Source organism: Polynucleobacter sp. HIN7 (assembly GCF_030297595.1).
Lineage (GTDB): Bacteria > Pseudomonadota > Gammaproteobacteria > Burkholderiales > Burkholderiaceae > Polynucleobacter.
This window is the reverse complement of the sequence record NZ_AP028138.1, coordinates 1,402,809-1,428,286: the sequence shown is the minus strand read 5'-3', so window position 1 is coordinate 1,428,286 and position 25,478 is coordinate 1,402,809. Positions and strand designations below refer to the sequence as shown.

Genomic DNA, 25,478 nt, shown 5'->3' with positions numbered 1-25,478 from the left:
AAACCCCAAATGGTGAAAGATGATGACGATTCAATTTAGCACGAAAGTTCTTGCCGATATCGATTTTAAAAGCCCCAAGGGCGCTGCTGCCGTTTGTGGCTTAAGCAGCGATTGTTTGGTTTTAGCCTATCGCGCCGCGGAGCTCTCCCAGCTTCAGGCCCTTGATGATCTCCTCGGAGGAGCAATTTCAGAGGCACGCTCTGTAGGTGATTTGGATGGAAAAGCCGGAGTATGCACTTTATTACGCTCAACCCGGACATGGGCCTTGAGTAAGGTGAAGCTCAAACGTGTTTTATTAGTGGGTCTTGGTGATAAAGAGTCCTTGGGGGATTTTGCCAAGATTGCGCGCTCGACCCTTAAGGTATTGAGTGGCGGCTCTATTCAGTCAGTGCTTTGGCATGCGCCTAGCTTTACTGGCAAGCAAAAGGCCAATCAAAGTCCTAATGCAATTGCCGAGCGGATTCGTTTACTAGCGCAAATTGTGGGAGATCAGGTTTATCGATTTGGAGCTCGACAAGAACAATATAAGACCAAGCCGCAAGAAAAAGCAGATACCTTAGCGCACTTCACCCTGCTGACCAATACCAAGCAAGCTGGGCTTCTGAAGACTGCAGTTCAGGAGGGATCGGCTTTGATTGAGGGAATGAACCTCACGAAAGATTTGGGTAACTTGCCACCCAATGTTTGCACTCCAACGTTTTTGGCACAAACCGCACTGAATCTTCCTAAGAAGACCAAGTTAAAAGTCCAGGTTCTCAATCAGCAACAAATTGAAGCCTTGGGTATGGGTTCATTCTTAGCAGTTGCTAAGGGTTCAGAGACTCTTCCACAGTTCATCATCATGCGTCATGAGGGTGGGAAAACAAATGAGGATCCGATCGTTTTGGTTGGCAAAGGCATCACCTTTGATACGGGCGGCATCTCATTGAAGCCTGGCGAAGCAATGGACGAAATGAAGTACGACATGTGTGGTGCAGCATCGGTATTTGGCACCATGTATGCCGTATCGTTGTTGGGATTAAAGAAGAATGTGATTGGTGTGGTGCCAACTTGTGAGAATATGCCATCGGGTCGCGCAACCCGTCCGGGCGATATTGTGAAGAGTATGTCAGGGCAGACCATCGAGGTTTTAAACACCGATGCCGAAGGCCGACTTATTCTCTGCGATGCGCTTACCTATGTAGAGCGCTTTAAGCCTAAAGCTGTCATTGATGTCGCTACTTTGACAGGTGCTTGCATCATTGCATTAGGCCATGTGCATAGCGGTCTGTTCTCCGATGACGAAGCCCTCGTAAAAGCCTTGAATAAAGCTGGTCATCAATCCTTAGATACCGTCTGGCGTCTGCCGCTCGATGCAGCATATCACGAGCAATTGAAGTCAAACTTTGCGGACGTCGCAAATATTGGCGGACGACCTGCTGGAAGTGTGACCGCAGCTTGTTTCCTCTCGCGCTTTGCTGAAAAATTCCGATGGGCACATCTGGATATCGCTGGAACTGCATGGAAGAGCGGGGCGGCCAAAGGGGCAACAGGGAGACCAGTTCCCCTATTGCTCAATTTCTTGCTCGATCAATAAGCACCCATTAATAGCGCGAATGGCCAGAATTGATTTTCATAGTCATGTTTCGGACAAATTACAGTACTGCTGTCGTTTAAGCCGCAAAATTCTGGCCAGCTCTCATCCCCAGGGGTTGCCACGCACGATCGTGATTACCGGAAGTAAAAACGACCTCAACAATCTTGATGATTTATTGTGGACCTTCAGTAAAACTGACTTTTTACCTCATGCTTGGTTGCATCACGAGGGTGCCCACGAGACCCCGATTCTCCTGGTGGATCAGTTATCCGAGCTAGACCACCAAGCGCCAGCGCATCGGGATGTCTTGATTTACCTTCATGCACAAGCTCCACAAGGTCTTGATGCCTTGCTGGAACGCTTCCCTCGTTGGATTGAAGTGGTGACCACACAAGAGAATGAACTGAAGGCAGGGCGCGAGCGCTTTAAGGGTTATCGTGCCTTAGGCCATGAGCTTCATCATTTTGATCAAAGCAAAGCGGCGGCCTAATGTTGGTGCATCCCCAAATCGATCCAGTCGCACTGCAAATAGGCCCGTTGGCGATTCATTGGTATGGCCTGATGTACTTATGTGCATTTGCCCAATTTTTATTACTGGGACGACTGCGTGTTCGCCAAGAACCATATCAAGCGATGCGTTGGACCTTTAAAGATGTTGAGGACATTCTGTTTTGGGGAGTGGTGGGGGTGATTGTTGGGGGTCGCTTGGGTTATGTGCTCTTTTACATGCCCGGTTTTTATCTGCAAAACCCCCTCAGTATTTTTAAGCTCTGGGAAGGCGGAATGTCCTTCCACGGTGGGTTATTAGGAGTCCTAATCGCTTTGGCATGGTTTGCGAAGCGGCGCCAACTCTCATACTTTGTGATTACGGATTTTGTGGCGCCACTCGTGCCACTGGGACTTGCTTTTGGACGCCTTGGAAACTTTATTAATGGTGAGTTATGGGGACGTCCGAGCGATTGGCCGTGGGCGATGGTGTTTCCGATGGTGGACCAAGTGGCCCGCCATCCATCACAGTTGTATCAATTTGCAGGTGAAGGCCTTCTATTAGCTTTGGTATTGTGGCTCTATGCAAGTAAACCAAAACGCGTGGGGCAGGTATCCGGACTTTTCTTACTTGGATATGGGCTACTTCGTTTTCTGGCGGAGTTTGCTAGGGAGCCGGATGCGTTCTTGGGCTTGCTCGGCTTGGGACTATCTATGGGTCAGTGGCTATCGATGCCGATGATTGGTTTGGGAATCTACTTATTGCTGCGAACGCCGCGCCAATAAACCCTTTTGACTGAGTGATTTAAGCCCCTGTTACAAAATCTGGTTATGCTGTCAGCATGCTAGAGAAAATTGCCCAAACCCGTTACCTATCTCGAGCCAACAGTGCGGTTCGCCAGCTTATTTCTGAGCGGGGTGAATCAAACGCTGTCAGTATGGCCTTAGATGTGATCTCAAGCTACCGCAAGCTCAATGCCGATCACCGTTCTAAATTTTTTATGATGCTCGCTGAACAATTCAATATTGATGCTGAGCAACTGACGAAGGCAGCGCAAAGTTTTGCGGCAGATCCAAATGCAAGAAATTACATTCGCCTGCAGAAGATCTCTGAATCCCCTCGCCAAGAGCTTTTAAGGCGCCTCAATCGAGCTCCGGGTGGTACGGCTGCAGTCGTCGAAATGCGTCGCGATCTTTTGACCTTACTAAATAAGAAACCGGAGTTAATGGGCTTGGACTACGACATGCGACACCTCTTGTCGTCCTGGTTTAATCCTGGGTTTTTGAAGATGCACCGTGTTGACTGGAAGTCACCGGCAGAGATTTTGGAGAAGATCATTGCCCACGAGGCCGTCCATGCCATTGATGGCTGGGATGATCTGCGCCGGCGTTTGCAACCCGATCGGCGTTGTTTTGCCTTTTTCCATCCCCAGCTACCGGATGAGCCCTTAATCTTCGTGGAAGTTGCTCTGCTTCCCGAGATTCCAGTTGCCATCATGCCTTTAGTGGATAAAAAATCTATCCCTGTAGAGCAAACCAACCAATTCAAAGTGGCTGCGTTTTACTCCATTAGTAACTGCGAGTCTGGACTGCGGGGGGTTTCGATGGGCAACTTCTTAATTAAGCGCGTTGCTGAGCAACTCCATGCCGAGTTCCCGGGATTAAAAACCTTTGTGACACTATCCCCGATTCCGGGCCTCATGGAGTGGATTACCGATGGAGCCCATTTGGGCGACCTGCCAAGCTCTGACAAAATGAAGCCGGCGATTCGTAAGGCCCGTGACGAGGCGCTTGAACTTTTGAAACTCAATGGTGCTAATTGGATGGATAAGCTAGGCAAGTCCTGGCATCCAGATCAATGCAGTGAGGACGAAAAGGCTGCCCTGATGGCTTTAACCGCGATTTATCTGACCGTGGTTACCCCAAGTCGGGACGGCAATCCTGTCGCTAAATTCCATCTAGGTAATGGTGCCAAGCTGCATCAAATTAATTGGGCGGGTGATTTGTCCAAAAATGGCCTGCGGCAATCCGCTGGTTTAATGGTGAATTATCTGTATGATCTGTCGAGCGTTGAGGAAAATCATGAGCGCTTCGTGAACGGCGATATTATTTATTCCCGTTCGGTTGGTAAGCTGATCAAAACATAAGCCTAACAAGTCCTATATAAGACTTTTAGGGGTTTTGCCCTAGTTTTTGAAGTTCGATTTAGAATGATGTTCGCAATCGTTTTACCCTTTATAAGAATTGAAGAGGAGACAATAATGGCATTAATTCAGAAGAAAAAAATAGCGGGCCTCGTGCTTAGCTTATTAGCAGTAGTGGGCTTATCAAGCACCGCTCATGCGCAAGAGTGGCCAGTAAAAACCGTCACATTTTTGAACCCATTCCCAGCGGGTGGTGGCACGGATGCATTCGCCCGTCCTTTGGCTGCTCAGTTAACCGAGCAATTGGGTAAGCAGTTCATTATTGATAACCGTGGTGGTGCAGGTGGTACGGTAGGTGCATCGGTTGCAGCGAAAGCAGCACCAGATGGCTATACCTGGTTTATTGGCGCATCCCATCACACCATTGCTCCTTCCATGTACAAGAACTTGGACTATGACATTCAAAAGAGCTTCATTCCAGTTGCTCTTTTAGCCAGCGTTCCACAGGTATTGGTAGTAAACCCCAATCGTGTGAGTGCTCGTAACTTAAAAGACTTCATTGCTCTTATGAAGAAGAACCCTGGTAAATACAACTTTGCCAGCGCCGGTAGTGGCACAGTGCATCACTTAGCTGGTGAGTTATTTAAGATCCAAACAGGCACCTTCATTGTTCATATTCCGTATCGTGGTGCAGGTCCCGCAATGAGCGACCTCTTAGCTGGCCAGGTTGATTTGGAATTCGATGGCTTGGGAACATCCGCCCCACAAATTAATGCTGGTAAGTTGTTTGCGATCGCCGTTGCTTCTGAGAAGCGCAATCCAGCAATTCCAAACGTACCAACATTTGTAGAAGCTGGTTTGCCTGACTATCGCGTTTCGACTTGGTACGGTATGTTTGCTCCTGCTGGCACACCAAAGCCAATCATCGATAAGATGACAGCTGAGGTTCAAAAGGCTCTTAACTCACCAAAGTTGAAAGCGATTTGGGCTCAAAACGGTGCGGATAATCCAAATCTTTACGGAGAGGCATTTGGTAAGCAAGTTGCGTCTGACGTAACCCGTTGGGCTGAGGTTGTTAAGAAATCAGGCGCTAAGCTCGATTAATTTTGTATTCGTAGTCAAGGGTTTTGAGTGAACTTATACGCATTATTAGAGTCTGGCTTTCCTAAAAATCGCGAGGACTGTGCACTAGAAACCCAAGACGGACTGTATTACTCGTGGCGCGATCTCGATCGCGCCACGGCCATGATGGCAAATCTTCTTAAGAGCTTGAAGTTACCCCAAGGCTCACGAGTTGCTGTCCAAGTTGAAAAATCCCCAGAGGCACTTTTCTTATATCTGGCCACTCTACGTGCCGGGTATGTGTACTTACCCTTGAACACGGCGTATCAAGAGTCTGAGATTCAGTATTTTCTAGAGAATGCAGAACCAGCCGTTGTCGTTTGCAGTTCCAAGAACTTTTCTTGGATTTCAAAGATTGCATTTAAGAGCGGCACTCAAAATGTATTCACCCTCGATGAGAATCGGACCGGATCACTTTTAGATCGCGCTGCTCAGTGTTCCGATCAATTTAAGACCGTTAAAAAAGCCGACGACGAACTAGCTGCTATTTTGTACACCTCCGGTACTACAGGTCGCAGTAAAGGTGCCATGCTCACGCACGGTAACCTGGGTAGTAATGCCCTGGTATTAAAAGAGTTTTGGGGCTGGAAAAAAGGTGATGTCCTTTTGCATGCTCTGCCCATTTTCCATGTGCACGGATTGTTTGTTGCTGCCCATGGCGCTTTATTAAACGGCAGCAAAATGATTTGGTTGCCTCGTTTGGATACTGCACAACTCATTAAGCATTTGCCACGCTCAACCGTCATGATGGGCGTGCCAACATTCTATGTACGCCTTCTGCTGGATCCGAACTTTAATCAGAGCGTCTGTAAAAACATGCGCCTCTTTGTTTCAGGCTCCGCACCTTTATTAACTGAGACCTTTAATAATTTCCAGAAAGTGTCTGGTCATACTATTCTTGAGCGCTATGGTATGAGTGAGACTGTGATGTTGGTCTCTAATCCGTATAAGGGTGCCAGAGTTGGGGGATCCGTTGGCGTTCCTCTTCCTGGAGTTGAGGTTCGTGTCGTGAATGAATCCGGATCACTCTGTGATGTCAACGAGATTGGTGCCATTGAAGTGCGCGGTCCGAATATATTTAAGGGCTACTGGCGCATGCCTGAGAAGACCGCTGAGGAGTTCACTAAAGACGGTTGGTTTAAAACGGGTGATGTGGGTCGTTGGGGCGGTGAAACCAGTGCCGGTAAAGTGCCTGATCACTATCTGTGCATCGTGGGTCGCAATAAGGATTTAATTATCTCGGGTGGCTACAACGTCTATCCAAAAGAAATTGAGAGTTTTATTGATGACATGGATGGGGTTGAGGAAAGCGCGGTGATTGGGATTCCGCATAAAGACTTTGGTGAGGCGGTCATGGCCGTGGTGGTTCCAAAGCCAGGCGCCAAACTCAATAGCCAATCGATGATCGATGCTCTCAAGTCAAAGATTGCAAACTTCAAAGTTCCCAAGCGGGTTGAAATTGTCAACGACTTACCCCGAAACGCCATGGGTAAGGTCCAAAAGAACGTATTGCGCCAGCAGTACAGCCATTAAGCGCCAAGCGCTTTATGGGCCTCATTGAACATAAAGAGCGCCAAGAACATTAGCATTACCCCAAAGACTCGCTTGAGTTGAACGACATTGAGCTTGCGAGCTAATTTTGCTCCAAGTGGGGCAGTAAAAATACTCGTTGCTACGATGCAGGCAACGGCCGGTAGATAAATGAAGCCAAAAGATCCTGCCGGTAAGTCGGGCCGACCAAAGCTACCAAAGACGTAACCCAAGGTTGAGGCAAGCGCAATCGGAAATCCGAGCCCCGAGGAGGTTGCCATTGCGACATGGGGACTCACATTGCACCAGATCATGAATGGCACGGTGACAAAGGCGCCACCGGCACCTAGTAAGCTCGATAGCCCTCCGGAGAAGGCGCCATAAGAGAATAAGCCGACCTTACCAGGTAGCTCACGTTCGGGCTTGGGCTTTTTGTTGATGAACATCTGAATCGAGGTGTACACAATAAAGATGGCAAAGAAGAGGGAGAGCCAGCCAGTATTGAATGCCTCAAATAGTTCGCTACCTCCTAAAAAACTCCCCACAATGATTCCGGGGGTGAAGCCCGCAACCAGTTTCCAGTCAATTGAGCCATGGCGATGATGCGCCCGAATGGCTGACAGTGAGGTAAACAAAATGGTGGTCATTCCAGTGGCAATGGCCATATGAACAATGATGTCTTGGCTAAAGCCCTGGTGATTAAAGACAATGATCATGAAGGGGACCAAAATCATTCCCCCGCCAATCCCAAGCAGACCCGCTAAGAACCCTGCACAGGCTCCGCAAACCAGCAGGATTGCAATATCAGTCAGAAACATGCAAGGATCCCCGCCTTGGTCGCTAGACCGTCATCCTGAACCCTAAAGTTCAAGGTGGCACGGTAGCAATACTTCGGGTGCATCAAATGACTCAGGGAGTATCGGACTAGCCCACACTGTAAATCGATCAGACGCTCGCGCCCATACTGCAATACCCGTTCCGTATGCTTACGCATCGGTTCAAGGAACTATTGGCCTTGGCGCACCAGGCAGGGAAAGTGTTTTGATCAGGGAATCGACTTGCTGTTCAAGCGCATTGACTTCCTGCTCAATCAAAGTCAGTTGTTCGGGGTCAACCTTGGGGGCGTTGGCTGCTTGTGCCAAAGATTGCTGAGCTTGAATCAGGTCACCCGCTAATTTAATGGCCGCCATCATGGCTGCCCGTTCAATACTTTTATTACCACTGGCTAGAGCTAACTTAATCTGTTCATCTACTAAGGTGCAGGCCTCGCGAAGTAATGGCTCATGATCGCTTGATGTAGCTAGCGTGATTTTATGGCCAGCAAGGCTCACTTCAATGCGTTGTTGGGTCATGGTCTTTATCGATGATTGCGTTATCGCCTAACAGGTTCATTTGGCGAGAATCGCTTTGTTCTGGTAGGCGCTTTAGGATGTGCTCAATACGCTTTTGGGCATCCTCAATTTTTGACTCAAGGGCAACGCGATCGTTTCGTAATGCCTCAACGGAGGCATTCACCATTTTTAACTTCTCAGAAAGACGTCGGAGCGTTTGCTCGATGGAATCTTGCGACATAAACAAGATCGTATCAGAACTAGGCTAATTTCTTTTTGGAGGTCTCGGTCACCAGATAGAACGCTAGCGAGGCAACAGCAACGTAGCAGAGGGTGAAGAACAAATTACCAAAGAAGTAGGTGCCAAACAATTCAGCAAATCCTAATAGTGAGGCATTGCTTTTTTGGAAATAAAAAGCCCCACTCGAGATCAGCTCGCAAATGGCGACGCCACCAATTAGGGCCACAACAAATTGACCAATCCTAAAACCTTGCAGTTCGAAGTGCTGCCGCAACCACCGACCAGCTAGCCAAAGTGCTAAATATGCAGGGATCAGGGCTGCGTAGGCAAAGTTAAAGAGGTAACTGCCCATCGCCAAGTAGTCGATCACAAAAGCCTGAGCTAAAACGATTAGAAAAAGAATCGGGCTCAATAAAAAGCCAAGCATAAAGGCGATTGCCCAGGTGGCATCCGGCAGACTCATCATGGAGGCCACATGCTGACCTCGAGTAGCCCACAGAATCAAGGAAAAAACGACTGCAATCCCAACGGTCTGTTTGGTCGAAAGATTAAACATGTTTCCTCCTTGAGTAATGAGCCTATTTTAGACCTAAATTAGCAAAAATCCTTTATTTCATGGCGTACCGAACCCCGACAAAAAGGTTCGATCCCGGGGTATTAAATCCATAGGACAGCTGGTAATCCTTATTGAAGATATTGTTCCAACGACCAAAGATCGACCAATCTTTGGCAAACTCGTAATTGCCATACAAGTTGAAGATCGCATAGCCGCCCATATAACCGGAGTTACCAGAGTTATAGCGACCACCTTGGAAAGTTCCTTCGGCACCCATATTCACTTTCCGATAGCGGTACTCGGCGCCAAGGTTTCCGAATTGACGAGCACGTTTTGCTAGCAAAAACCCAGTAGTCTGATCAATTGGATTTTGCTGATCATAGGACGCCTTTAAGCGAAGACTTGATAACTTTGCAATGCCGCCAACCGATACACCAGAGATTTTTGCAACGCCAGCGTTTCCAGCACAACCATAGTTTGGACCATTGAGTTGTGCAATCGTACACGGGGGAGCCGTGGTGGTGTACTGAATGAGGTTGGTGATGGTGCTATTAAATCCAATTAAATGTAGATCTAATTTGCTAGATTCATAGTGCAGACCAATCTCGGTATTTTTACTCTTTTCCGCTTGCAAATTTGTATTGCCGTAATCTGGAAAATACAAATCATTAAACGAGGGCGCCTTAAAGCCGGTGCCGTAATTAATATTGCCTCGAATTTGTTTAGAGAAAAAATAGCCATACGATGCGCTACCGGTTGTTTGTGGCCCATATCCGGTAATACTGTCATTGCGAAGCGCGAGGTTTGCTAAGTGAGATCCGCGCTTAAGTTGATAAGAACCTGCCACGGTATTGGTATTTTGGTTTTGACTGACAATTCCACCATCATTCGAATACCCGTTTAAAGTTTTTCGCTCGGCAACGAGTTGCAACAAATCGCTGCCAATTTTGATATCGTTCTGCCAGGAATAAATCATCTGCTTTGTTTTATAAACAGGATTCCCGGAGCTATAGAGGTTTTGTGAGTAATCATTTGATTGGGAGATTTGAAGCATGCTTTTCCAGTCTTTGTTGATTTGATTATTCGAAAACAAAGAAAAGATCCCCAAATTACTAATTTGGCTTCCTATACCGCCACCATAAAAATTAGCAACGGGATATTGATTGTCGAGTCGCGAAGCCAAAAACTGAAATCCAAACTCTTGACCACGATCCCATTCCTGGGCAATACGACCAGCGCCACCACTCTTTGTATAGCCGGTTCGATTCATATCTAGGCCATTGCCACAAAAATTCCTGTTCAGAGTCGCCCTTGATTGAGTATTGGGATTGCAAACGTTATTTGCTGCAACTGAAGTAAATCCAGTAGAAATCTCTTGGGATCCACTGAGGGCATAGCTAGTTGTCTTGGTATCCCCAAAGGAACCGTAGAGGCTTGCATCCGTAATACTCGTGCCATAACTGCCATATCCCGTTGAAGCGTTCGCTTGAAAAGGCCCTGTTCCCTTTTTGGTGAATATCTGAATGACGCCACCAATAGCGTCAGAGCCATACAAGCTACTCTGCGGCCCAAAAATGATTTCGATTCGATCAATAATGCCAAGTGGAATTGCTTGTAAAGAAAATCCACCCGTTCCCGCAGCTTGACTGCGAACGCCATCGACTAATAAAAGAGCTTGATTGGAGTTTGATCCCCGCAAGAACACGCTTGCTGCTGACCCCGGGCCGCCAATAGTAGAAATCTCCACCCCCCTTTGTCGCTGTAATAGCTCCACTAGACTTGTTTGCCCCGCATCAGCAATTTCTTCGGGGCCGATGTAGACGTAGTCAGCTAGAACGTCATTGGCACGCGTGGGGGTACGAGTTGCAGTGACAATTACCGGATCCATTGGATTATTGGCTGTACTGACCGAGACACTGCTGCTTTGAGCAAATGTAGTTGGGTTACTGAAAACAAGGGTTGAGGCGAGGGTGAGTGCAGATAGGCGCCAACGGTTCTTGGCTCCGAAAGAGTTACGGCAAGGTTGCATGATGAATCCCAAGTTGTAATGCCTGCCAACCTCCCCGTTAGCGGGCGATACAGAATTCGGAATAGGGATGAGCGTCAATGAGGGTGTGCGAGGACCCTATATTGGCGCGCGAAGATCCCCGTCCGCGAAATTCCACCTGTCTTGGCCGGTATCCGGGCTGGTGAACTTTAGATTTGGCCTTCCCATGTATTGACACACAGTGGCTTATCAAACCATAGCGCTAAATGACTAGCGCATTCACTTACCGTTGCGGGGGCAGCACACGTTTGGGTAGTGTTTCCCGTTTAACCCAAATGCAAGCATTTGGGCACCACGACAGCCCTATATTACCCTATCTGCGACTAGGAATAACCCGAATATGTGATGTTGAAAGGCTTACAATGAGAGGTTCAAGCACATATTTCAATGACCATACTAGACAGACATCCAGAGAAAAACCTAATTCGCTTGCAGCTAAGCCAAAACATTGTCCTGCGTAATCTAGACCCGGGCAGCATGGCTGAATTAGAGAGCTCTCTTGAGATCTCGGATCTGAAGAAATCCGAGATCTTATTGCGCCAAGGTAACTATCAAATGGAGCAGTATTTTGTTCTCGATGGAATCTTGAAGCGCATTGTGTCGAGTGCCGATGCAAAAGAAATGATCTTGCGTTTTGCCATTGAGAAAGATATTGAAACCAGCTACGCCGCTTGGCGCTTACAGCGCGCCGCTCCATACAGCATCGCTTCGGTTACCAAGGCAAGGGTGGCGAGGATGCCGCTTAAAAAGTGGGCTGAGTTTCTAGAGAATCATCCAAAACTGAAAGAAAGTTTCGAGTTTGAGGTAATGCGTCTCATGAGTGAAATCATGGCGCACACCATTACCCTGCACATGCTCGATGCCCCGGGCCGAGTCGAGCGATTTTTGCGGAAATATGAAAACTTGTTCGATGTTTTGCCCAAGAAAGAATTAGCCGCCTATCTCAATCTTTCGCCCGAAACTCTAAGCCGTTTAAAGAGTAAACACAAAGAGCTATTTATATAAAATAAAAGGGTTTTTTAGGGGATTGAGTAGGCTCTAACCCTAGGTTTTTATTGGATTTTAGGGGAAATTGACGAAAGTCAATGCTGAAGCTATCTATGAGTCCTAAGATTCGTTTCAGTTCAGCGGAGACTCTTTTATGGAGGCAATGCTGAAGACAACCAATCCCACGGAGAGAGACAACGTTATGTTGACAGCGACGAAAGAGCATTCTGCCAATGCTGCTGCAGAAGATACCCCATTAACCGACGGTTTCCATTTAGTGATCGATGCCTTAAAGGCCAACGATATCGATACCATTTTTGGACTCGTTGGTATTCCAATTACCGATTTAGCACGTTTGGCCCAGGCGGAAGGAATGCGCTTCATTGGCTTCCGTCACGAACAGCATGCTGGTAATGCTGCAGCGATTGCTGGTTATATGACCCAAAAGCCTGGCATCTGCTTAACGGTGTCGGCCCCCGGATTCTTAAATGGTCTGACTGCCCTTGCTAATGCAACTACCAACTGCTTCCCCATGATCTTGATTTCTGGATCGAGCGAGCGTGAGATTGTGGACTTGCAACAGGGTGATTACGAAGAGATGGATCAGCTCAATGCTGCTAAGCCTTATGCGAAAGCTTCTTACCGGATTAATAAGGCAGAAGATATTGCCATTGGTGTCGCTCGCGCCATTCGTGCTGCGGTCTCTGGACGTCCAGGCGGCGTTTATCTCGACCTGCCTGCACAGTTATTGGGACAAAGTATTCCGGCTCAAAAGGGACAAGAATCATTGTTCCGCGTGATTGACGCAGCACCGAAGCAGATTCCTGCTCCAGACGCGATCAAGCGCGCTATCGATGTATTGAAGAATGCTAAGCGCCCCTTGATTTTGTTGGGTAAAGGCGCTGCTTATGCGCAAGCCGACCAAGAGATCAAAGATTTGGTTGAGAAATCAGGCATTCCTTATTTGCCAATGTCCATGGCCAAGGGTTTATTACCCGATAACCACCCACAGTGCGCATCCGCAGCGCGTTCATTTGTGTTGGCAGAAGCCGATGCGGTGATGTTAGTTGGTGCCCGCTTAAATTGGTTATTGGCTCATGGTAAAGGTAAAACTTGGGGCAATCATTTGAAGAAATTTATTCAAATTGATATCGCACCGACCGAAATCGATAGTAACGTTCCGATCGCAGCACCTGTCATTGGTGATGTTGGTTCGTGTGTGACTGAGATCTTGAAGCAAATTGCAAGCGTTCCCAAGCCCAGCGCTGAATGGATTAATGCAATCAACGAGAAAAAAGAGAAGAACATTGCCAAGATGGAGGAGACACTCTCCAAGAACCCATCGCCTATGAACTTCCACAGCGCATTGCGTGCAATTCGCGAAGTGGTGAAGGCCAATCCCGAAGTCAATATCGTGAACGAAGGTGCCAATACGCTTGACTATGCCCGTAGCATCGTCAATATGTACAAGCCACGTAAGCGTTTTGACTCCGGAACTTGGGGCATTATGGGTATTGGTATGGGTTACGCCATCGGCGCCGCAGTGGTAAGTAAGTTACCGGTCATTGCGATCGAGGGTGATAGCGCATTTGGATTTAGCGGCATGGAACTCGAAACCATCTGCCGTTATAACTTGCCAATCATCACGGTGGTATTTAACAATAACGGCGTTTACCGTGGTACTGATGTGAACCCCACGGGTGGCTCTGATGTTGCGCCAACCGTGTTTGTGAAGAATGCCCGTTACGACATCATGATGGAGGCGTTTGGTGGAGTCGGATATAACGTCACCACCCCTGAGGAGTTGACTGATGCATTGAACAAGTCATTAGCTTCTGGCAAGCCCACCGTCATCAATGCTGTGATCGATGAAACTGCCGGTACTGAGAGTGGTCGTTTAACCAACCTCAACCCAGCTTCTACTGCAACTAAGAAGTAATCATTAATTGATATAAAGAGTCCAAAGGAGATTCAAGATGAGTAAACCACTAGACGGAATTCGGATTATCGATTTCACCCACGTACAAGCAGGTCCTGCTTGCACCCAATTGCTTGGCTTTTATGGTGCCGACGTCATTAAAGTAGAGCGTCCCGGCTCTGGCGACGTGACCCGCAGTCAGTTGCGCGATATTCCGGATGCTGATGCCTTGTATTTCACGATGCTCAACGGTAACAAGCGTTCCTTAACCTTGGATACCAAAACTCCTCAGGGTAAAGAAGTGCTCGAGAAGTTGATTAAAGTTTCTGATGTGATGGTTGAGAACTTTGGTCCTGGTGCCTTAGATCGCATGGGTTTCTCATGGGATCGCATTATGGAATTGAACCCCAAGATGATCTTGGCTTCCGTAAAAGGCTTCTCCGACGGTCACTCCTATGAGGATCTAAAAGTGTATGAGAACGTGGCTCAGTGTGCTGGCGGTGCTGCATCGACCACTGGTTTCTGGGACGGCCCCCCCACCGTATCTGCTGCCGCATTGGGCGATAGCAATACCGGTATGCACTTGGCGATTGGTATTTTGACTGCCCTCATGCATCGTCAAAAGACCGGTAAAGGTCAAAAAGTGGCTTGCTCAATGCAAGACGCCGTATTGAACCTCTGCCGTGTGAAGTTGCGTGACCAGCAGCGTTTGGATCGCGTCGGTTATCTCGAAGAGTACCCACAGTATCCTCATGGCAAATTTACTGATGTCGTGCCCCGTGGCGGTAACGCCGGTGGTGGCGGACAGCCTGGCTGGGTCTTAAAGTGCAAAGGCTGGGAAACTGATCCAAATGCCTACATCTATTTCACGATTCAAGGTCATGCTTGGGAACCAATTACCAAAGCTCTCGGTAAGCCGGAGTGGGCAACCGATCCAGCCTATATGACTGCAGAAGCTCGTCAAGATAAGATTTTTGACATCTTCGCAACCATTGAAGATTGGCTCAAAGATAAGACCAAGTACGAAGCGGTTGATATCTTGCGTAAGTACGATATTCCATGCGCACCCGTACTCTCGATGAAAGAGATTGCTGAGTCACCTGATTTGCGTGCCAGCGGTTCCATCGTGGAAGTGGATCACAAAGTACGCGGCAAGTACCTGACAATTGGTAGCCCCATTAAGTTCTCCGAACTGAAAGTTGAAGTGAAGCCATCCCCAGTTTTGGGTGAGCACACCGATGAAGTTCTCTCAGATCTTGGCTACAGCAAAGACCAAATTGCTCAGTTGCATGCAGCAAAAGCAGTCTAATCGTATTCGTGATTAAGCAATGGCGCCTGCGGGCGCCATTTGTTTTTCAAGGAGAGCGGATCATGGAGGATGAGGTCGATCTTCATCAGCTGATTGAGGCGATTGGCGATGCTGTCGTGGTGTCCAATGTAGCAGGCAAAATTACCCTGTGGAATCGTGCTGCCGAAGAAATGTTTGGATACACCGCGGCAGAGGCCTTGGGACAAAATCTAGACATCATTACACCGGAGCGATTTCGGGCGCGTCATTGGGAAGGCTATCACCACTCGATGGAAACAGGCACCACAAAGTACAGCAAGCAAACCCTGCGAGTGCCAGCTATTCATAAAGATGGGCATACCCTGTCGATCGCATTCACGGTCGCCATGCTTCATGATGAACATCATCGGGTTAACGGTGTGGTTGCGGTGATTCGGGATGAGACCGCACGATTCTTGGAGGAAAAAGAACTCAAAAAGCGTCTGATCGAGCTGGAATCCAAGCCGGGGGCTTAATTGGCGTGTTGACTCAAATTGGTCATCGAACACCATTTTTGGCTAATACCAGCACTGGTAAAATGGCTTTCATCATATTTTCATACTTTTTAGGACTTTTTTATGGCTAAAGCACTTGAGGGGATTAAGATCCTCGACTTTACGCACGTTCAATCTGGGCCGACGTGCACCCAGTTGCTCGCTTGGTTTGGAGCGGATGTCATTAAGGTGGAGCGCTCGGGTGAGGGTGATGCAACACGCAATCAACTCCAAGATATACCTGATGCCGATAGCTTGTATTTCACGATGCTCAATCACAACAAGCGCTCGATTACCGTGAATACCAAAACACCAGAAGGGAAGGATATTCTGGAGCGTCTAATTAAGCAGTGTGATGTCTTGGTTGAGAACTTCGCTCCAGGCGCTTTGGATCGCATGGGATTTACCTGGCAGCGCATTCAAGAACTCAACCCTCGCATGATCATGGCGTCGATTAAAGGATTTGGACCAGGGCCTTATGAGGATTGCAAGGTGTATGAGAACGTTGCGCAATGTGCGGGCGGTTCTGCATCAACCACGGGTTTTGATGATGGCCCACCCATGGTAACGGGTGCGCAGATTGGTGATAGTGGAACTGGTTTGCACTTGGCGCTTGGTATTGTGACCGCACTTTATCATCGCACCCACTCTGGCAAGGGGCAAAAGGTCGATGCTGCCATGCAAGATGCGGTTCTCAACCTTTGCCGCGTCAAGCTCCGTGACCAACAGCGTTTGGAGCGTAACGGCACGATGCAAGAGTATCCACAGTTTCCCAATGGTAAGTTTGGTGATGCAGTGCCTCGCGCGGGCAATGCGTCTGGTGGCGGCCAGCCCGGTTGGATTTTGAAGTGTAAAGGCTGGGAAGCTGATCCTAATTCCTATATCTACATCGTGGTTCAAGCAGCTGTCTGGGAAGCCATTTGTAAAGTGATTGGTCGTGAGGATTGGATTACCGATACTAATTATGCGTCGCCAATGGCGCGCTTACCACGTCTGATGGGAATCTTTGCAGAGATTGAGAAGTGGACCATGACCAAGACCAAGTTTGAGGTGATGGATATTCTCAATCAATATGATGTGCCCTGTGGCCCAATTCTCTCGATGAAAGAGATTGCTGAAGAGCCTGCTTTACGTGCCACGGGTACGGTGGTGGAAGTTGATCACCCCATTCGAGGTAAGTATTTGACGGTTGGTAATCCGATCAAACTATCGGATAGCCCCACCGAGGTCACTCGTTCCCCTCTATTGGGCGAGCACACCGATGAGATCTTGCAAGAACTTGGCTTTAATATCGATGATCTGATTGATTTACGACATAAGAAAGTCATCTAATGCGCATTGCACTGATTGGCAGTCAAGATTTTGGTAAGGCCGCACTCGAGGCTTTTCTGGAGCGTGGGGATGAGGTGGTGGCTGTGTTTTGTCCACCCGATAATCCGAAAGCCACCAAGCCCGAGATCCTTAAAGAGACCGCTTTGGCTCGGGGCCTCAATATGCTCCAGTTCCCTAGTCTCAAGGGGCCTGAGGCTGCCAATGCAATGCGCGATAGCAAGGCTGATATTTGTGTGATGGCCTATGTATTGCAATTTGTACCCCAGGATTTAGTGAAGATTCCTCGGTTTGGCACGATTCAGTATCACCCATCACTGTTGCCAAAATACCGTGGTCCCAGCGCTATTGGTTGGTCGATTGCTTTGGGCGAAACCAAAACCGGATTAACGATCTTTCGACCCTCAGATGGTTTAGATGAGGGTGAAATCATTTTGCAAAAGGAAGTGCCAATTGGTCCAGACGATACCCTGGGTCAGGTGTACTTTAATCATCTCTTCCCATTGGGGGTAAAGGCATTATTGGAAGCAGCTGACCTCGTAGCGGCCGGCAAGCATCAAGAGATTGTGCAAGATGAGTCGCAAGCAAATTATGAAGGGTGGTTTGACCAAGCCGCCGCTCGGATTCATTGGTCAAATCACGTCAGCCAAATCTATAACTTGATTCGGGCATGCAATCCAGCCCCAGGTGCATGGACTGCGCTTAATGGTGAGAAGGTTCAGATCTATGATGTGCGCAAGCATGTCACCCCGACCTTCGGATCGGTTAAGGGTAAGCCTGGCGAAGTGGTTGAGGTTAGCTCAGACTCGTTTAAGGTGGCCTGCCATGGCGGCCAGATCGAGGTTCTGAAAGCCAAAGTTGGAAAAGGTTCCAAAGTCTCTGGCTCTGAGTGTGCCAGTGCAGCCGGTATTCAAGTCGGCCAGTTCTTTGACGCTTAAACCTTAGATCTCGAGATTATCAATCAGGCGGGTCTTGCCAAGTTTGGCGGCTGCCAAAATAACAAGTTCTTTCTTTGCCAGTAAATCATCATGGCTGGGTGCTAGCAAATCGGCGCGTTTACGAATCGCGATGTAGTCAGGTTGCCAGCCACGTTGTGTCAGGGCACTGCTAGCCTTCTTTTCCAGATCACGCAGGGATTGATCTAGAGGTTTCGGGTTACTAGCCCGATGAATGGCATCTAAAACCTCTAACCGTAGTTGTTGCAGACTGGCTTGCAAATGCGGGGCCTCAGCGCGCTCGGCATCACTGAGATAGGCATTGCGCGAGGATAGTGCCAAGCCATCATCAGCCCGAATAGTTTCACCAGCCACAATCTCAACGGGCAAGGCAAATTGATGGGCCATCTGGCGAATAATCATCAATTGCTGGTAATCCTTTTTGCCAAAGACCGCAACGCGCGGCTGAACGCAGGAGAATAGTTTTAGGACAACGGTACAAACCCCCTTAAAGAATCCTGGACGGAACTCGCCTTCCAAAATATCGCCCAACTGCTTGGGTGGATCCACACGGTATTCCTGTGGCTCGGGATACAAGACCTTCTCAGTGGGGGCAAAGAGTACATAAACCCCTTCCTTTTCAAGCTTCTCGGCATCCGCCTCTAGAGTGCGCGGGTATTGATCAAAATCTTCATGAGGACCAAATTGCAGGCGATTTACAAAAATACTGGCAATTACTGGATCACCGTGCTGCCTTGCAATGCGCATTAAGGAGAGATGCCCTGCATGCAAATTACCCATGGTAGGAACAAAGGAGGCACGATTTTGGCCGCGCAACTGGTCGCGCAGTTCTTGAATATCGGTAACGATCTTCATGCGCTTGGTGTATAGGCCAGTCGGACGTAGATGGGCGCGTAGGGCTCGGCTTGCGTGATTTCAATGAGAGATTCACGGGAGAGTTCAAGCATCGCAATGAAGTTCACCACAATCACGGGGACACCATTACCAGAACGAATGGCATCCTCAAATAGCTCGCTGAATTCGACAAAGCGGGTGTTCTGTAAGCGCCGCAGAATGCGCGTCATGAAGTCACGAACCGATAACTGCTCGCGTGTAATGGTGTGGTGTTGATTAAGTTTGGCACGGTGTAAGACATCACGCCAGGCCATCTGTAAATCTTCAAGGTTCACCTCGGGCCACGTGACTGCAACACTGGTATCGACATAGCCATGAGCCACCTGAAAGTCACGACCCACTTGCGGAATGCGATCAAGTTCTTGGGCAGCTAATTTCATGCGCTCGTATTCCAGTAAGCGCCGTACTAGCTCAGCGCGTGGATCTTCGACCTCTTCATCACTGTCTGCTTTTTTCATGGGCAGGAGCATGCGCGATTTAATCTCAATGAGCATCGCTGCCATCAGGAGATACTCGGCCGCCAGTTCAAGATTGTGATGACGGATTTGGTCGATATAACTGAGGTACTGCTGCGTGACCTCGGCCATTGGAATATCGAGGACATTGAAATTCTGTTTACGAATTAGATACAGCAGCAAATCCAGTGGACCTTCGAAGGCTTCTAGAAAAACCTCCAGAGCATCTGGTGGAATATATAAATCATTTGGTAACTGAAACAGCGGTTCGCCATACAGCTTGGCAAAGGCAGAGCTTAAGCCATCAATTTTTTCTTCTGATGGACCATTGGGGAGCGGCTCGAGCTCCTCAGTCATTGCCATATACGTAGGCGCGTTGCTTGACTTTAGCCAGTTGGTTGCGTCGAATCTCTTCGGGGCTCAGTGCAGGCTTATCCCACAATAGGGCACGACCTTCACGCTGCGCTTGTTCCAGATGGGGATTTTGAGACTTGAGTTTTTCTAAAAACAAGGTGGCTTGAGATTTATATTTCTTCATAAAATCAATAACTTAGCTAATAAAACAAATTCCAACACCCTTCATTATTAACGATTTTTGGGGAGTCTTAGCGATTTAATTGGAGGAGAGTCTCGACCTGGGTTGGCTCAACCCGGGTCATTAAATGACGATAAGGTTTAATGGCCATGTCGCTCTTTAATGATTTGCGGATGTCGTGCCATTGCATGGGCTCAATCGATAAAAATTCTTCAACTTGAGTAACAAGATTTGGCAAGACAGGCTTTAAATACAAGCTCAAGCGACGGAAAGATTCTAGGATGACGCTACACACTTCATGTAGTTTGCTTGACCCTTGGGGATCCTTGGCAAGCTCCCAAGGCTTGTTCTCATCGACGTAGGCATTGACCAGATCCGCGAGCTCCATGATTTGACGTACTGCTTTTGCAAATTCGCGAGATTCATAAAGATCTGCGATTGAGTCACTTGCATTGGCAATCGATTCTAGTAATGGATGCGTCATCGCTGCATCCGTAACTCGACCCTCAAAGCGTTTTACTAAAAATCCAGCGGTACGACTAGCGATGTTGATGTACTTCCCCAAAAGATCGCTGTTAACGCGTGCCACAAAATCTTGGAGGTTTAGATCCAGATCCTCCATGGTTGCATTCAACTTTGTTGCAAAGTAATAGCGAAACCATTCAGGATTAAGACCAGCTTCAATCACACTGTTGGCAGAAATAAGCGTGCCACGTGATTTACTCATCTTCTCGCCATCCACGGTTAAAAATCCGTGAGCAAAAACATTGGTGGGTGTGCGATAGCCTGAAAAGTGCAAGGTCGCAGGCCAAAAGAGCGTATGAAAATACAAAATGTCTTTACCAATGAAATGGTATTGCTCGGTAGTGCTATCGGGCTTAACCCAGTTTGCAAAATCAAGGCCTCGTTCCTTGCAATACTTTAGGAAGCTCGCGTAATAGCCAATGGGAGCATCAAGCCATACATAAAAATATTTACCGGGCGCGTCGGGGATTTCAAAGCCAAAGTAGGGCGCATCACGCGAAATATCCCAGTCACATAGTTTGCTATCCCCCTCGGTGCCCACCCACTCTTTCATCTTGTTCTTGGCTTCAATCTGTAGCGGGGTTTTTACTTGGGTCCATTCGCGTAAAAATGCTTCACAACGCGGATCGGATAGTTTGAAAAAATAATGATCCGAGACCTTACGAATTGGCGTAGCACCACTTACCACGGAGTATGGATTCTGGAGATCGGTGGGCGCGTAGGTTGCGCCGCATTTCTCGCATGAGTCGCCATATTGGTCGGCCGCACCGCATTTAGGGCAATTACCCTTAATGAAGCGATCAGGCAAAAACATCTCTTTGACGGGATCATAAGCTTGCTCAATGGCCCGCTTTTCAATCAATCCTGCCTCTCGCAACTTCAGATAAATTTCCCGCGATAACTGCTCATTCTCGGGACTATCGGTGGTGTAGTAATGATCAAACGAGATCAAAAAGTGATCAAAATCCCGCTTGTGTTCATGCCACACCTTGTCGATTAGCTCTTTGGGCGTAATCCCCTCTTTTTCAGCCCGCAGCATGATCGGGGTGCCGTGGGTATCGTCGGCACCGACGTAATGCACCTCATGGCCACGCATTCTTTGAAACCGAACCCAAATATCCGTCTGTACGTATTCCACGAGATGTCCAATATGGATTTGGCCATTAGCGTAGGGTAGGGCGGAGGTGACGAGCAGTTGACGCATATCAATCATTCTTATTAAACATTGATTTTAGACTGCGGTTAAAGTGTATGGTGAGATACCGTGGGGTATCGATGATGGACAAAGATCAGACCGCCGATGAGTAAGACTTCGCAATCCACTATTGCAATGACCAACGCTTCTGTACCCGTGGTTCATGAGGTGGCGATTATTGATGAGTTAGGACGTCAGAAAACAACCTTTATTCCAGGCGAGCGCTCCTTGACCATCTACTTGGATAAGCGCGAGGTGGTAACCCTCATGACCTTGGGTGCGGCGCCCGAGGCCTTGGTCCTAGGATATTTACGCAACCAACGATTGGTGGAGTCGGCTGAGGATATTGAGAGCATTCAGGTTGATTGGGAAACCGACTCAGCGGCGGTGAAGACCCGCAGAGCCACAGTCGATATTGATGCAATCACCAGTAAGCGTGTCGTGACCACGGGCTGTGGCCAAGGCACCATGTTTGGTGGGCTGATGGAGGATATGGCCCAGATTCGGCTACCAGACGGCCCTAAGCTTCATCAGGCGGCGATTGTGGATCTCTTAGAGCAAATCCGGGCTCATGAAACCATCTACAAGAAAGCGGGCTCTGTGCATGCCTGTGCGGTATTTGAGCGTGCTGGGGACGATCGGGTCAGACTCTTGCATCTGATTGAGGATGTGGGCCGGCACAATGCAGTTGACTCCATTTCGGGCTTACTTTGGTTGGCTAAGCGCCATGGTGAGGACCTCATCTTTTTTACGACCGGGCGCCTAACTTCGGAGATGGTGATCAAGGGGGCTCAGATGGGTATTCCCTTTTTGCTGACCCGTTCCGGGGTTACGCAGATGGGCTTGGAGCTGGCCAAAAAGACCCATTTAACCTTGCTCTCGCGCTGCTCCGGTAAGCACTTTGAGATCTACAACGCCCCAGAGCGTGTGGTTTTTCAGACACCCTCGACCTGAAAGCGAGGGTTTGTGTCCACTTGGGCACGAAAGTCTTACAATCCCGCCATGACTATTAAATCTGACCATTGGATTCGCCGGATGGCCGAGGGGGGCATGATTAGCCCCTTTGAGCCCGGCCAAATTCGGACGAACGCCGCAGGGCAAAAAATTGTGAGTTATGGCACATCAAGTTATGGCTATGACATTCGGTGCGCGAATGAGTTCAAGATCTTTACCAATATCAACAGCACGATTGTGGATCCGAAGCAATTTGATGAAAAGTCATTTGTGGATTTCAAGGGTGATGTCTGCATCATCCCCCCCAATTCCTTTGCCTTGGCAAGAACGGTGGAGTATTTCAAGATCCCTCGCAATGTGTTAACCATTTGCGTAGGCAAGAGTACCTATGCGCGTTGCGGAATCATCGTCAATGTCACACCGTTTGAGCCCGAGTGGGAAGGTTATGTCACTCTGGAGTTTTCGAATACCACTCCATTGCCAGCCAAAATTTATGCGGGCGAGGGTTGCGCTCAAGTCCTTTTCTTTGAGAGCGATGAAGTATGCGGTACCTCTTACAAAGATCGTGGCGGTAAGTACCAAGGCCAACACGGCGTTACGTTACCCAAAACCTAAGCCATCATGAAATTTCGTTTCCCGATCATCATCATTGATGAAGACTTTCGCTCCGAGAACATTTCGGGTTCTGGTATTCGTGACCTTGCAGTTGCGATTGAGAAGGAAGGAATTGAGGTAATTGGTTTGACCAGTTACGGTGATCTCACCTCATTCGCGCAGCAAGCCTCGCGAGCATCATGCTTTATTTTGTCGATTGACGATGAAGAGTTTGATGCGGTGGTGGATCCTGAAGATAGCGATTTACCAGCAATTGCCAACCTGCGCTCGTTTGTCGTTGAAGTGCGTAAGCGCAATGAAGATATTCCGATCTTTTTGTATGGCGAGACCCGTACCTCGCGCCATATTCCCAACGATATTCTGCGTGAGTTGCATGGCTTCATTCATATGAATGAAGATACGCCTGAGTTCGTGGCGCGCCATATCATTCGTGAGGCTAAGGTCTATCTTGATTCCTTAGCGCCCCCTTTCTTTCGGGCGCTCACTCACTATGCCTCCGAGGGTTCGTATTCCTGGCATTGCCCGGGGCACTCAGGAGGCGTTGCCTTTTTGAAGAGCCCTGTTGGTCGTATGTTCCATCAATTTTTTGGTGAGAACATGTTGCGTGCCGATGTCTGTAATGCGGTGGAAGAGTTAGGTCAGCTCTTAGATCACACCGGACCCGTGGTGGCCAGCGAGCGCAATGCCGCACGTATCTTCAATGCAGACCATTTGTTTTTTGTCACTAATGGCACATCGACTTCGAACAAAATTGTTTGGCACTCGACAGTGGCTCCGGGCGATGTGGTTCTAGTCGATCGCAATTGCCATAAATCGGTGATTCATTCGATCATGATGATGGGTGCGATCCCAGTATTTTTGATGCCCACCCGTAATCATCTTGGCATTATTGGGCCTATTCCAAAAGAAGAGTTTGAGTGGGCCAATATTCAGAAAAAGATTGCGGCTAACCCCTTTATCAAAGATAAAAATGTTGTTCCAAGGGTCTTAACCATAACCCAGAGCACCTATGACGGGATTGTCTATAACGTTGAGATGATCAAGTCCATGCTCGATGGTAAGGTCGATAGCTTACATTTCGATGAAGCATGGTTACCGCATGCAGCTTTTCATCCTTTTTATCAGGACATGCATGCGATTGGTCAGAATCGTAAACCTCCACAAAAGAGTTTGTTGTTCTCAACCCAATCAACCCATAAATTACTCGCTGGCTTATCGCAAGCCTCCCAAGTCTTGGTGCAGGATGCCCAGGAGCGCAAGCTTGATCGAGATTGCTTTAACGAGGCCTACTTGATGCATACCTCGACCAGTCCTCAGTACGCGATTATTGCTTCATGCGATGTATCGGCAGCCATGATGGAGTCACCCGGTGGCACCACCTTGGTTGAAGAGTCGATTGCGGAAGCCTTAGATTTTAGGCGTGCGATGCGTAAGGTCGATGAGGAGTTTGGCTCTGACTGGTGGTTTAAGGTTTGGGGCCCAGATCATTTGGCTGAAGAGGGCATTGGAACGCGTGACGATTGGATTTTGGAGCCCAACGCCTATTGGCATGACTTTGGTCCTTTGGCCAAGAACTTCAACATGCTTGATCCGATCAAGGCAACGGTGGTTACTCCGGGCTTGGATATTGAAGGTAATTTTGGTGAGATTGGTATTCCGGCAAGTATCGTGACCAAGTACCTGGCCGAGCACGGCGTGATTGTTGAGAAGACCGGGCTCTATTCATTCTTCATCATGTTCACGATTGGTATTACCAAAGGGCGTTGGAATACTCTGGTGACCGAGTTGCAACAGTTCAAGGATCACTTTGATAAGAACCAACCCCTGTGGAAGGTGCTGCCTGAGTTTGTTGCTAAGCACCCCCGTTACGAACGCGTGGGACTACAAGAGATTTCTGCGCAAATTCATTCTTTTTATAAGAGCCGCGATGTAGCCCGCATGACCACTGAAATGTACCTCTCGAATATGGAGCCAGCGATGATTCCAGGCGACGCCTGGAGCAAGATGGCCCATAAAGACATTGACCGAGTACCGATTGATGAGCTTGAGGGTCGCATTACCGCCATGCTGGTAACACCATATCCCCCGGGCATTCCACTGCTAATTCCGGGTGAGCGCTTTAATAAAGCGATTGTGGATTACTTACGCTTTGCACGTGACTTTAACCAACGGTTCCCGGGCTTTGAAACCGATATCCATGGCCTAGTTAAAAATGCCGATGGCAATAACGGTTACTACGTCGACTGCGTGCGTGCTTAACG

Annotated in this window: 23 protein-coding genes, 1 other RNA gene, 1 pseudogene and 1 riboswitch; of the genes and pseudogenes, 15 read left to right on the top strand and 10 right to left on the bottom strand. The window is 48.4% G+C overall.

The window, feature by feature from the left end; genetic code table 11:
• Nucleotides 1-28: 28 nt before the first annotated feature.
• From QUE64_RS07175 to QUE64_RS07150, 6 genes are all read left to right on the top strand, one after another.
• Nucleotides 29-1,576 (top strand): leucyl aminopeptidase, encoded by a 1,548-nt coding sequence (locus tag QUE64_RS07175; RefSeq protein ID WP_458574703.1) that lies wholly within the window; start codon nt 29-31, stop codon nt 1,574-1,576.
• A 19-nt stretch (nt 1,577-1,595) separates the two neighbouring features.
• Nucleotides 1,596-2,066 carry a DNA polymerase III subunit chi gene (locus QUE64_RS07170; protein ID WP_286225125.1) on the top strand — a complete coding sequence of 157 codons (471 nt, stop codon included), beginning with the start codon at nt 1,596-1,598 and terminating at the stop codon, nt 2,064-2,066.
• Nucleotides 2,066-2,848, top strand: coding sequence for a prolipoprotein diacylglyceryl transferase (gene lgt, locus QUE64_RS07165; protein WP_286223389.1), 783 nt, complete (start codon nt 2,066-2,068; stop codon nt 2,846-2,848). The genes QUE64_RS07170 and lgt overlap by 1 nt, the downstream gene beginning before the upstream one ends.
• Before the next feature lie 56 nt (nt 2,849-2,904).
• Nucleotides 2,905-4,209 (top strand): malonyl-CoA decarboxylase, encoded by a 1,305-nt coding sequence (locus QUE64_RS07160; RefSeq protein WP_286225124.1) that lies wholly within the window; start codon nt 2,905-2,907, stop codon nt 4,207-4,209.
• A gap of 114 nt (nt 4,210-4,323) precedes the next feature.
• A complete protein-coding gene (locus QUE64_RS07155) occupies nt 4,324-5,310 on the top strand; it encodes a Bug family tripartite tricarboxylate transporter substrate binding protein (protein WP_286225123.1) in 987 nt (328 codons plus the stop codon).
• 27 nt (nt 5,311-5,337) lie between these two features.
• Nucleotides 5,338-6,861 carry a malonate--CoA ligase gene (locus QUE64_RS07150; RefSeq protein WP_286223386.1) on the top strand — a complete coding sequence of 508 codons (1,524 nt, stop codon included), beginning with the start codon at nt 5,338-5,340 and terminating at the stop codon, nt 6,859-6,861.
• On the opposite strand, the gene QUE64_RS07145 is transcribed toward QUE64_RS07150, so the two are convergent.
• The 6 genes and pseudogenes from QUE64_RS07145 to QUE64_RS07125 form a co-directional block, all read right to left on the bottom strand.
• Nucleotides 6,858-7,676, bottom strand: a complete 819-nt coding sequence (locus QUE64_RS07145) for a sulfite exporter TauE/SafE family protein (protein ID WP_286223385.1) — start codon at nt 7,674-7,676, stop codon at nt 6,858-6,860. The genes QUE64_RS07150 and QUE64_RS07145 overlap by 4 nt on opposite strands.
• Nucleotides 7,677-7,679: 3 nt before the next feature.
• A non-coding RNA gene (ssrS, locus tag QUE64_RS07140) (6S RNA) lies at nt 7,680-7,895 on the bottom strand.
• An 84-nt stretch (nt 7,896-7,979) separates the two neighbouring features.
• Nucleotides 7,980-8,210, bottom strand: a pseudogene (locus tag QUE64_RS09090) (cell division protein ZapA); the annotation flags it as partial.
• A complete protein-coding gene (locus QUE64_RS07135) occupies nt 8,191-8,430 on the bottom strand; it encodes a hypothetical protein (RefSeq protein WP_108508911.1) in 240 nt (79 codons plus the stop codon). The pseudogene QUE64_RS09090 and the gene QUE64_RS07135, both read right to left, overlap by 20 nt.
• A 19-nt stretch (nt 8,431-8,449) precedes the next feature.
• On the bottom strand, nt 8,450-8,986 hold the full coding sequence (locus tag QUE64_RS07130; protein WP_286225122.1) for a hypothetical protein: 537 nt from the start codon (nt 8,984-8,986) through the stop codon (nt 8,450-8,452).
• A gap of 52 nt (nt 8,987-9,038) precedes the next feature.
• The gene (locus QUE64_RS07125) at nt 9,039-11,015 is read right to left on the bottom strand and encodes a TonB-dependent receptor domain-containing protein (RefSeq protein WP_286225121.1); all 1,977 of its coding nucleotides are present in this window, start codon (nt 11,013-11,015) and stop codon (nt 9,039-9,041) included.
• Nucleotides 11,016-11,141: 126 nt separating this feature from the next.
• A riboswitch (cobalamin riboswitch) is annotated at nt 11,142-11,345 on the bottom strand.
• A 75-nt stretch (nt 11,346-11,420) separates the two neighbouring features.
• Here QUE64_RS07125 and QUE64_RS07120 point away from each other — a divergent pair.
• From QUE64_RS07120 to QUE64_RS07095, 6 genes are all read left to right on the top strand, one after another.
• Nucleotides 11,421-12,038, top strand: a complete 618-nt coding sequence (locus QUE64_RS07120) for a Crp/Fnr family transcriptional regulator (protein WP_108508908.1) — start codon at nt 11,421-11,423, stop codon at nt 12,036-12,038.
• A 184-nt stretch (nt 12,039-12,222) separates the two neighbouring features.
• Nucleotides 12,223-13,959: an oxalyl-CoA decarboxylase gene (oxc, locus tag QUE64_RS07115; RefSeq protein WP_286225120.1), complete on the top strand. Its 1,737-nt coding sequence runs from the start codon at nt 12,223-12,225 to the stop codon at nt 13,957-13,959.
• A 37-nt stretch (nt 13,960-13,996) separates the two neighbouring features.
• Complete coding sequence (gene frc, locus QUE64_RS07110) at nt 13,997-15,247, top strand: formyl-CoA transferase (protein WP_286225119.1); 1,251 nt, start codon at nt 13,997-13,999, stop codon at nt 15,245-15,247.
• Nucleotides 15,248-15,309: 62 nt separating this feature from the next.
• Nucleotides 15,310-15,741, top strand: a complete 432-nt coding sequence (locus QUE64_RS07105; protein ID WP_286226194.1) for a PAS domain-containing protein — start codon at nt 15,310-15,312, stop codon at nt 15,739-15,741.
• Between the two features lie 102 nt (nt 15,742-15,843).
• Nucleotides 15,844-17,091, top strand: a complete 1,248-nt coding sequence (frc, locus tag QUE64_RS07100) for a formyl-CoA transferase (RefSeq protein WP_286225118.1) — start codon at nt 15,844-15,846, stop codon at nt 17,089-17,091.
• Nucleotides 17,091-18,026 (top strand): methionyl-tRNA formyltransferase, encoded by a 936-nt coding sequence (locus QUE64_RS07095; RefSeq protein ID WP_286223378.1) that lies wholly within the window; start codon nt 17,091-17,093, stop codon nt 18,024-18,026. The genes frc (QUE64_RS07100) and QUE64_RS07095 overlap by 1 nt, the downstream gene beginning before the upstream one ends.
• A 3-nt stretch (nt 18,027-18,029) precedes the next feature.
• Here the strand turns inward: QUE64_RS07095 and panC are convergent, their stop codons facing one another.
• The 4 genes from panC to metG all read right to left on the bottom strand — a co-directional run bounded on the left by panC (nt 18,030) and on the right by metG (nt 21,657).
• Entirely contained in the window at nt 18,030-18,899 is an 870-nt protein-coding gene (panC, locus tag QUE64_RS07090) for a pantoate--beta-alanine ligase (RefSeq protein WP_286225117.1), read from the bottom strand.
• Entirely contained in the window at nt 18,896-19,750 is an 855-nt protein-coding gene (locus tag QUE64_RS07085; RefSeq protein WP_458574702.1) for a segregation and condensation protein A, read from the bottom strand. Before QUE64_RS07085 ends, panC begins: the two co-directional genes overlap by 4 nt.
• On the bottom strand, nt 19,743-19,931 hold the full coding sequence (locus QUE64_RS07080; RefSeq protein ID WP_108508900.1) for a DUF3460 family protein: 189 nt from the start codon (nt 19,929-19,931) through the stop codon (nt 19,743-19,745). Before QUE64_RS07080 ends, QUE64_RS07085 begins: the two co-directional genes overlap by 8 nt.
• Before the next feature lie 67 nt (nt 19,932-19,998).
• On the bottom strand, nt 19,999-21,657 hold the full coding sequence (gene metG / locus QUE64_RS07075; protein WP_458574680.1) for a methionine--tRNA ligase: 1,659 nt from the start codon (nt 21,655-21,657) through the stop codon (nt 19,999-20,001).
• Between the two features lie 96 nt (nt 21,658-21,753).
• On the opposite strand from metG, the gene QUE64_RS07070 reads away from it, so the two are divergent.
• From QUE64_RS07070 to QUE64_RS07060, 3 genes are read left to right on the top strand one after another with little or no spacing between them, the layout of a single operon-like run.
• Nucleotides 21,754-22,602 (top strand): formate dehydrogenase accessory sulfurtransferase FdhD, encoded by an 849-nt coding sequence (locus QUE64_RS07070; RefSeq protein ID WP_286225116.1) that lies wholly within the window; start codon nt 21,754-21,756, stop codon nt 22,600-22,602.
• 48 nt (nt 22,603-22,650) lie between these two features.
• Entirely contained in the window at nt 22,651-23,217 is a 567-nt protein-coding gene (gene dcd / locus QUE64_RS07065) for a dCTP deaminase (RefSeq protein ID WP_286223373.1), read from the top strand.
• Nucleotides 23,218-23,223: 6 nt separating this feature from the next.
• Complete coding sequence (locus QUE64_RS07060) at nt 23,224-25,476, top strand: arginine/lysine/ornithine decarboxylase (RefSeq protein ID WP_286225115.1); 2,253 nt, start codon at nt 23,224-23,226, stop codon at nt 25,474-25,476.
• Nucleotides 25,477-25,478 lie beyond the last annotated feature (2 nt).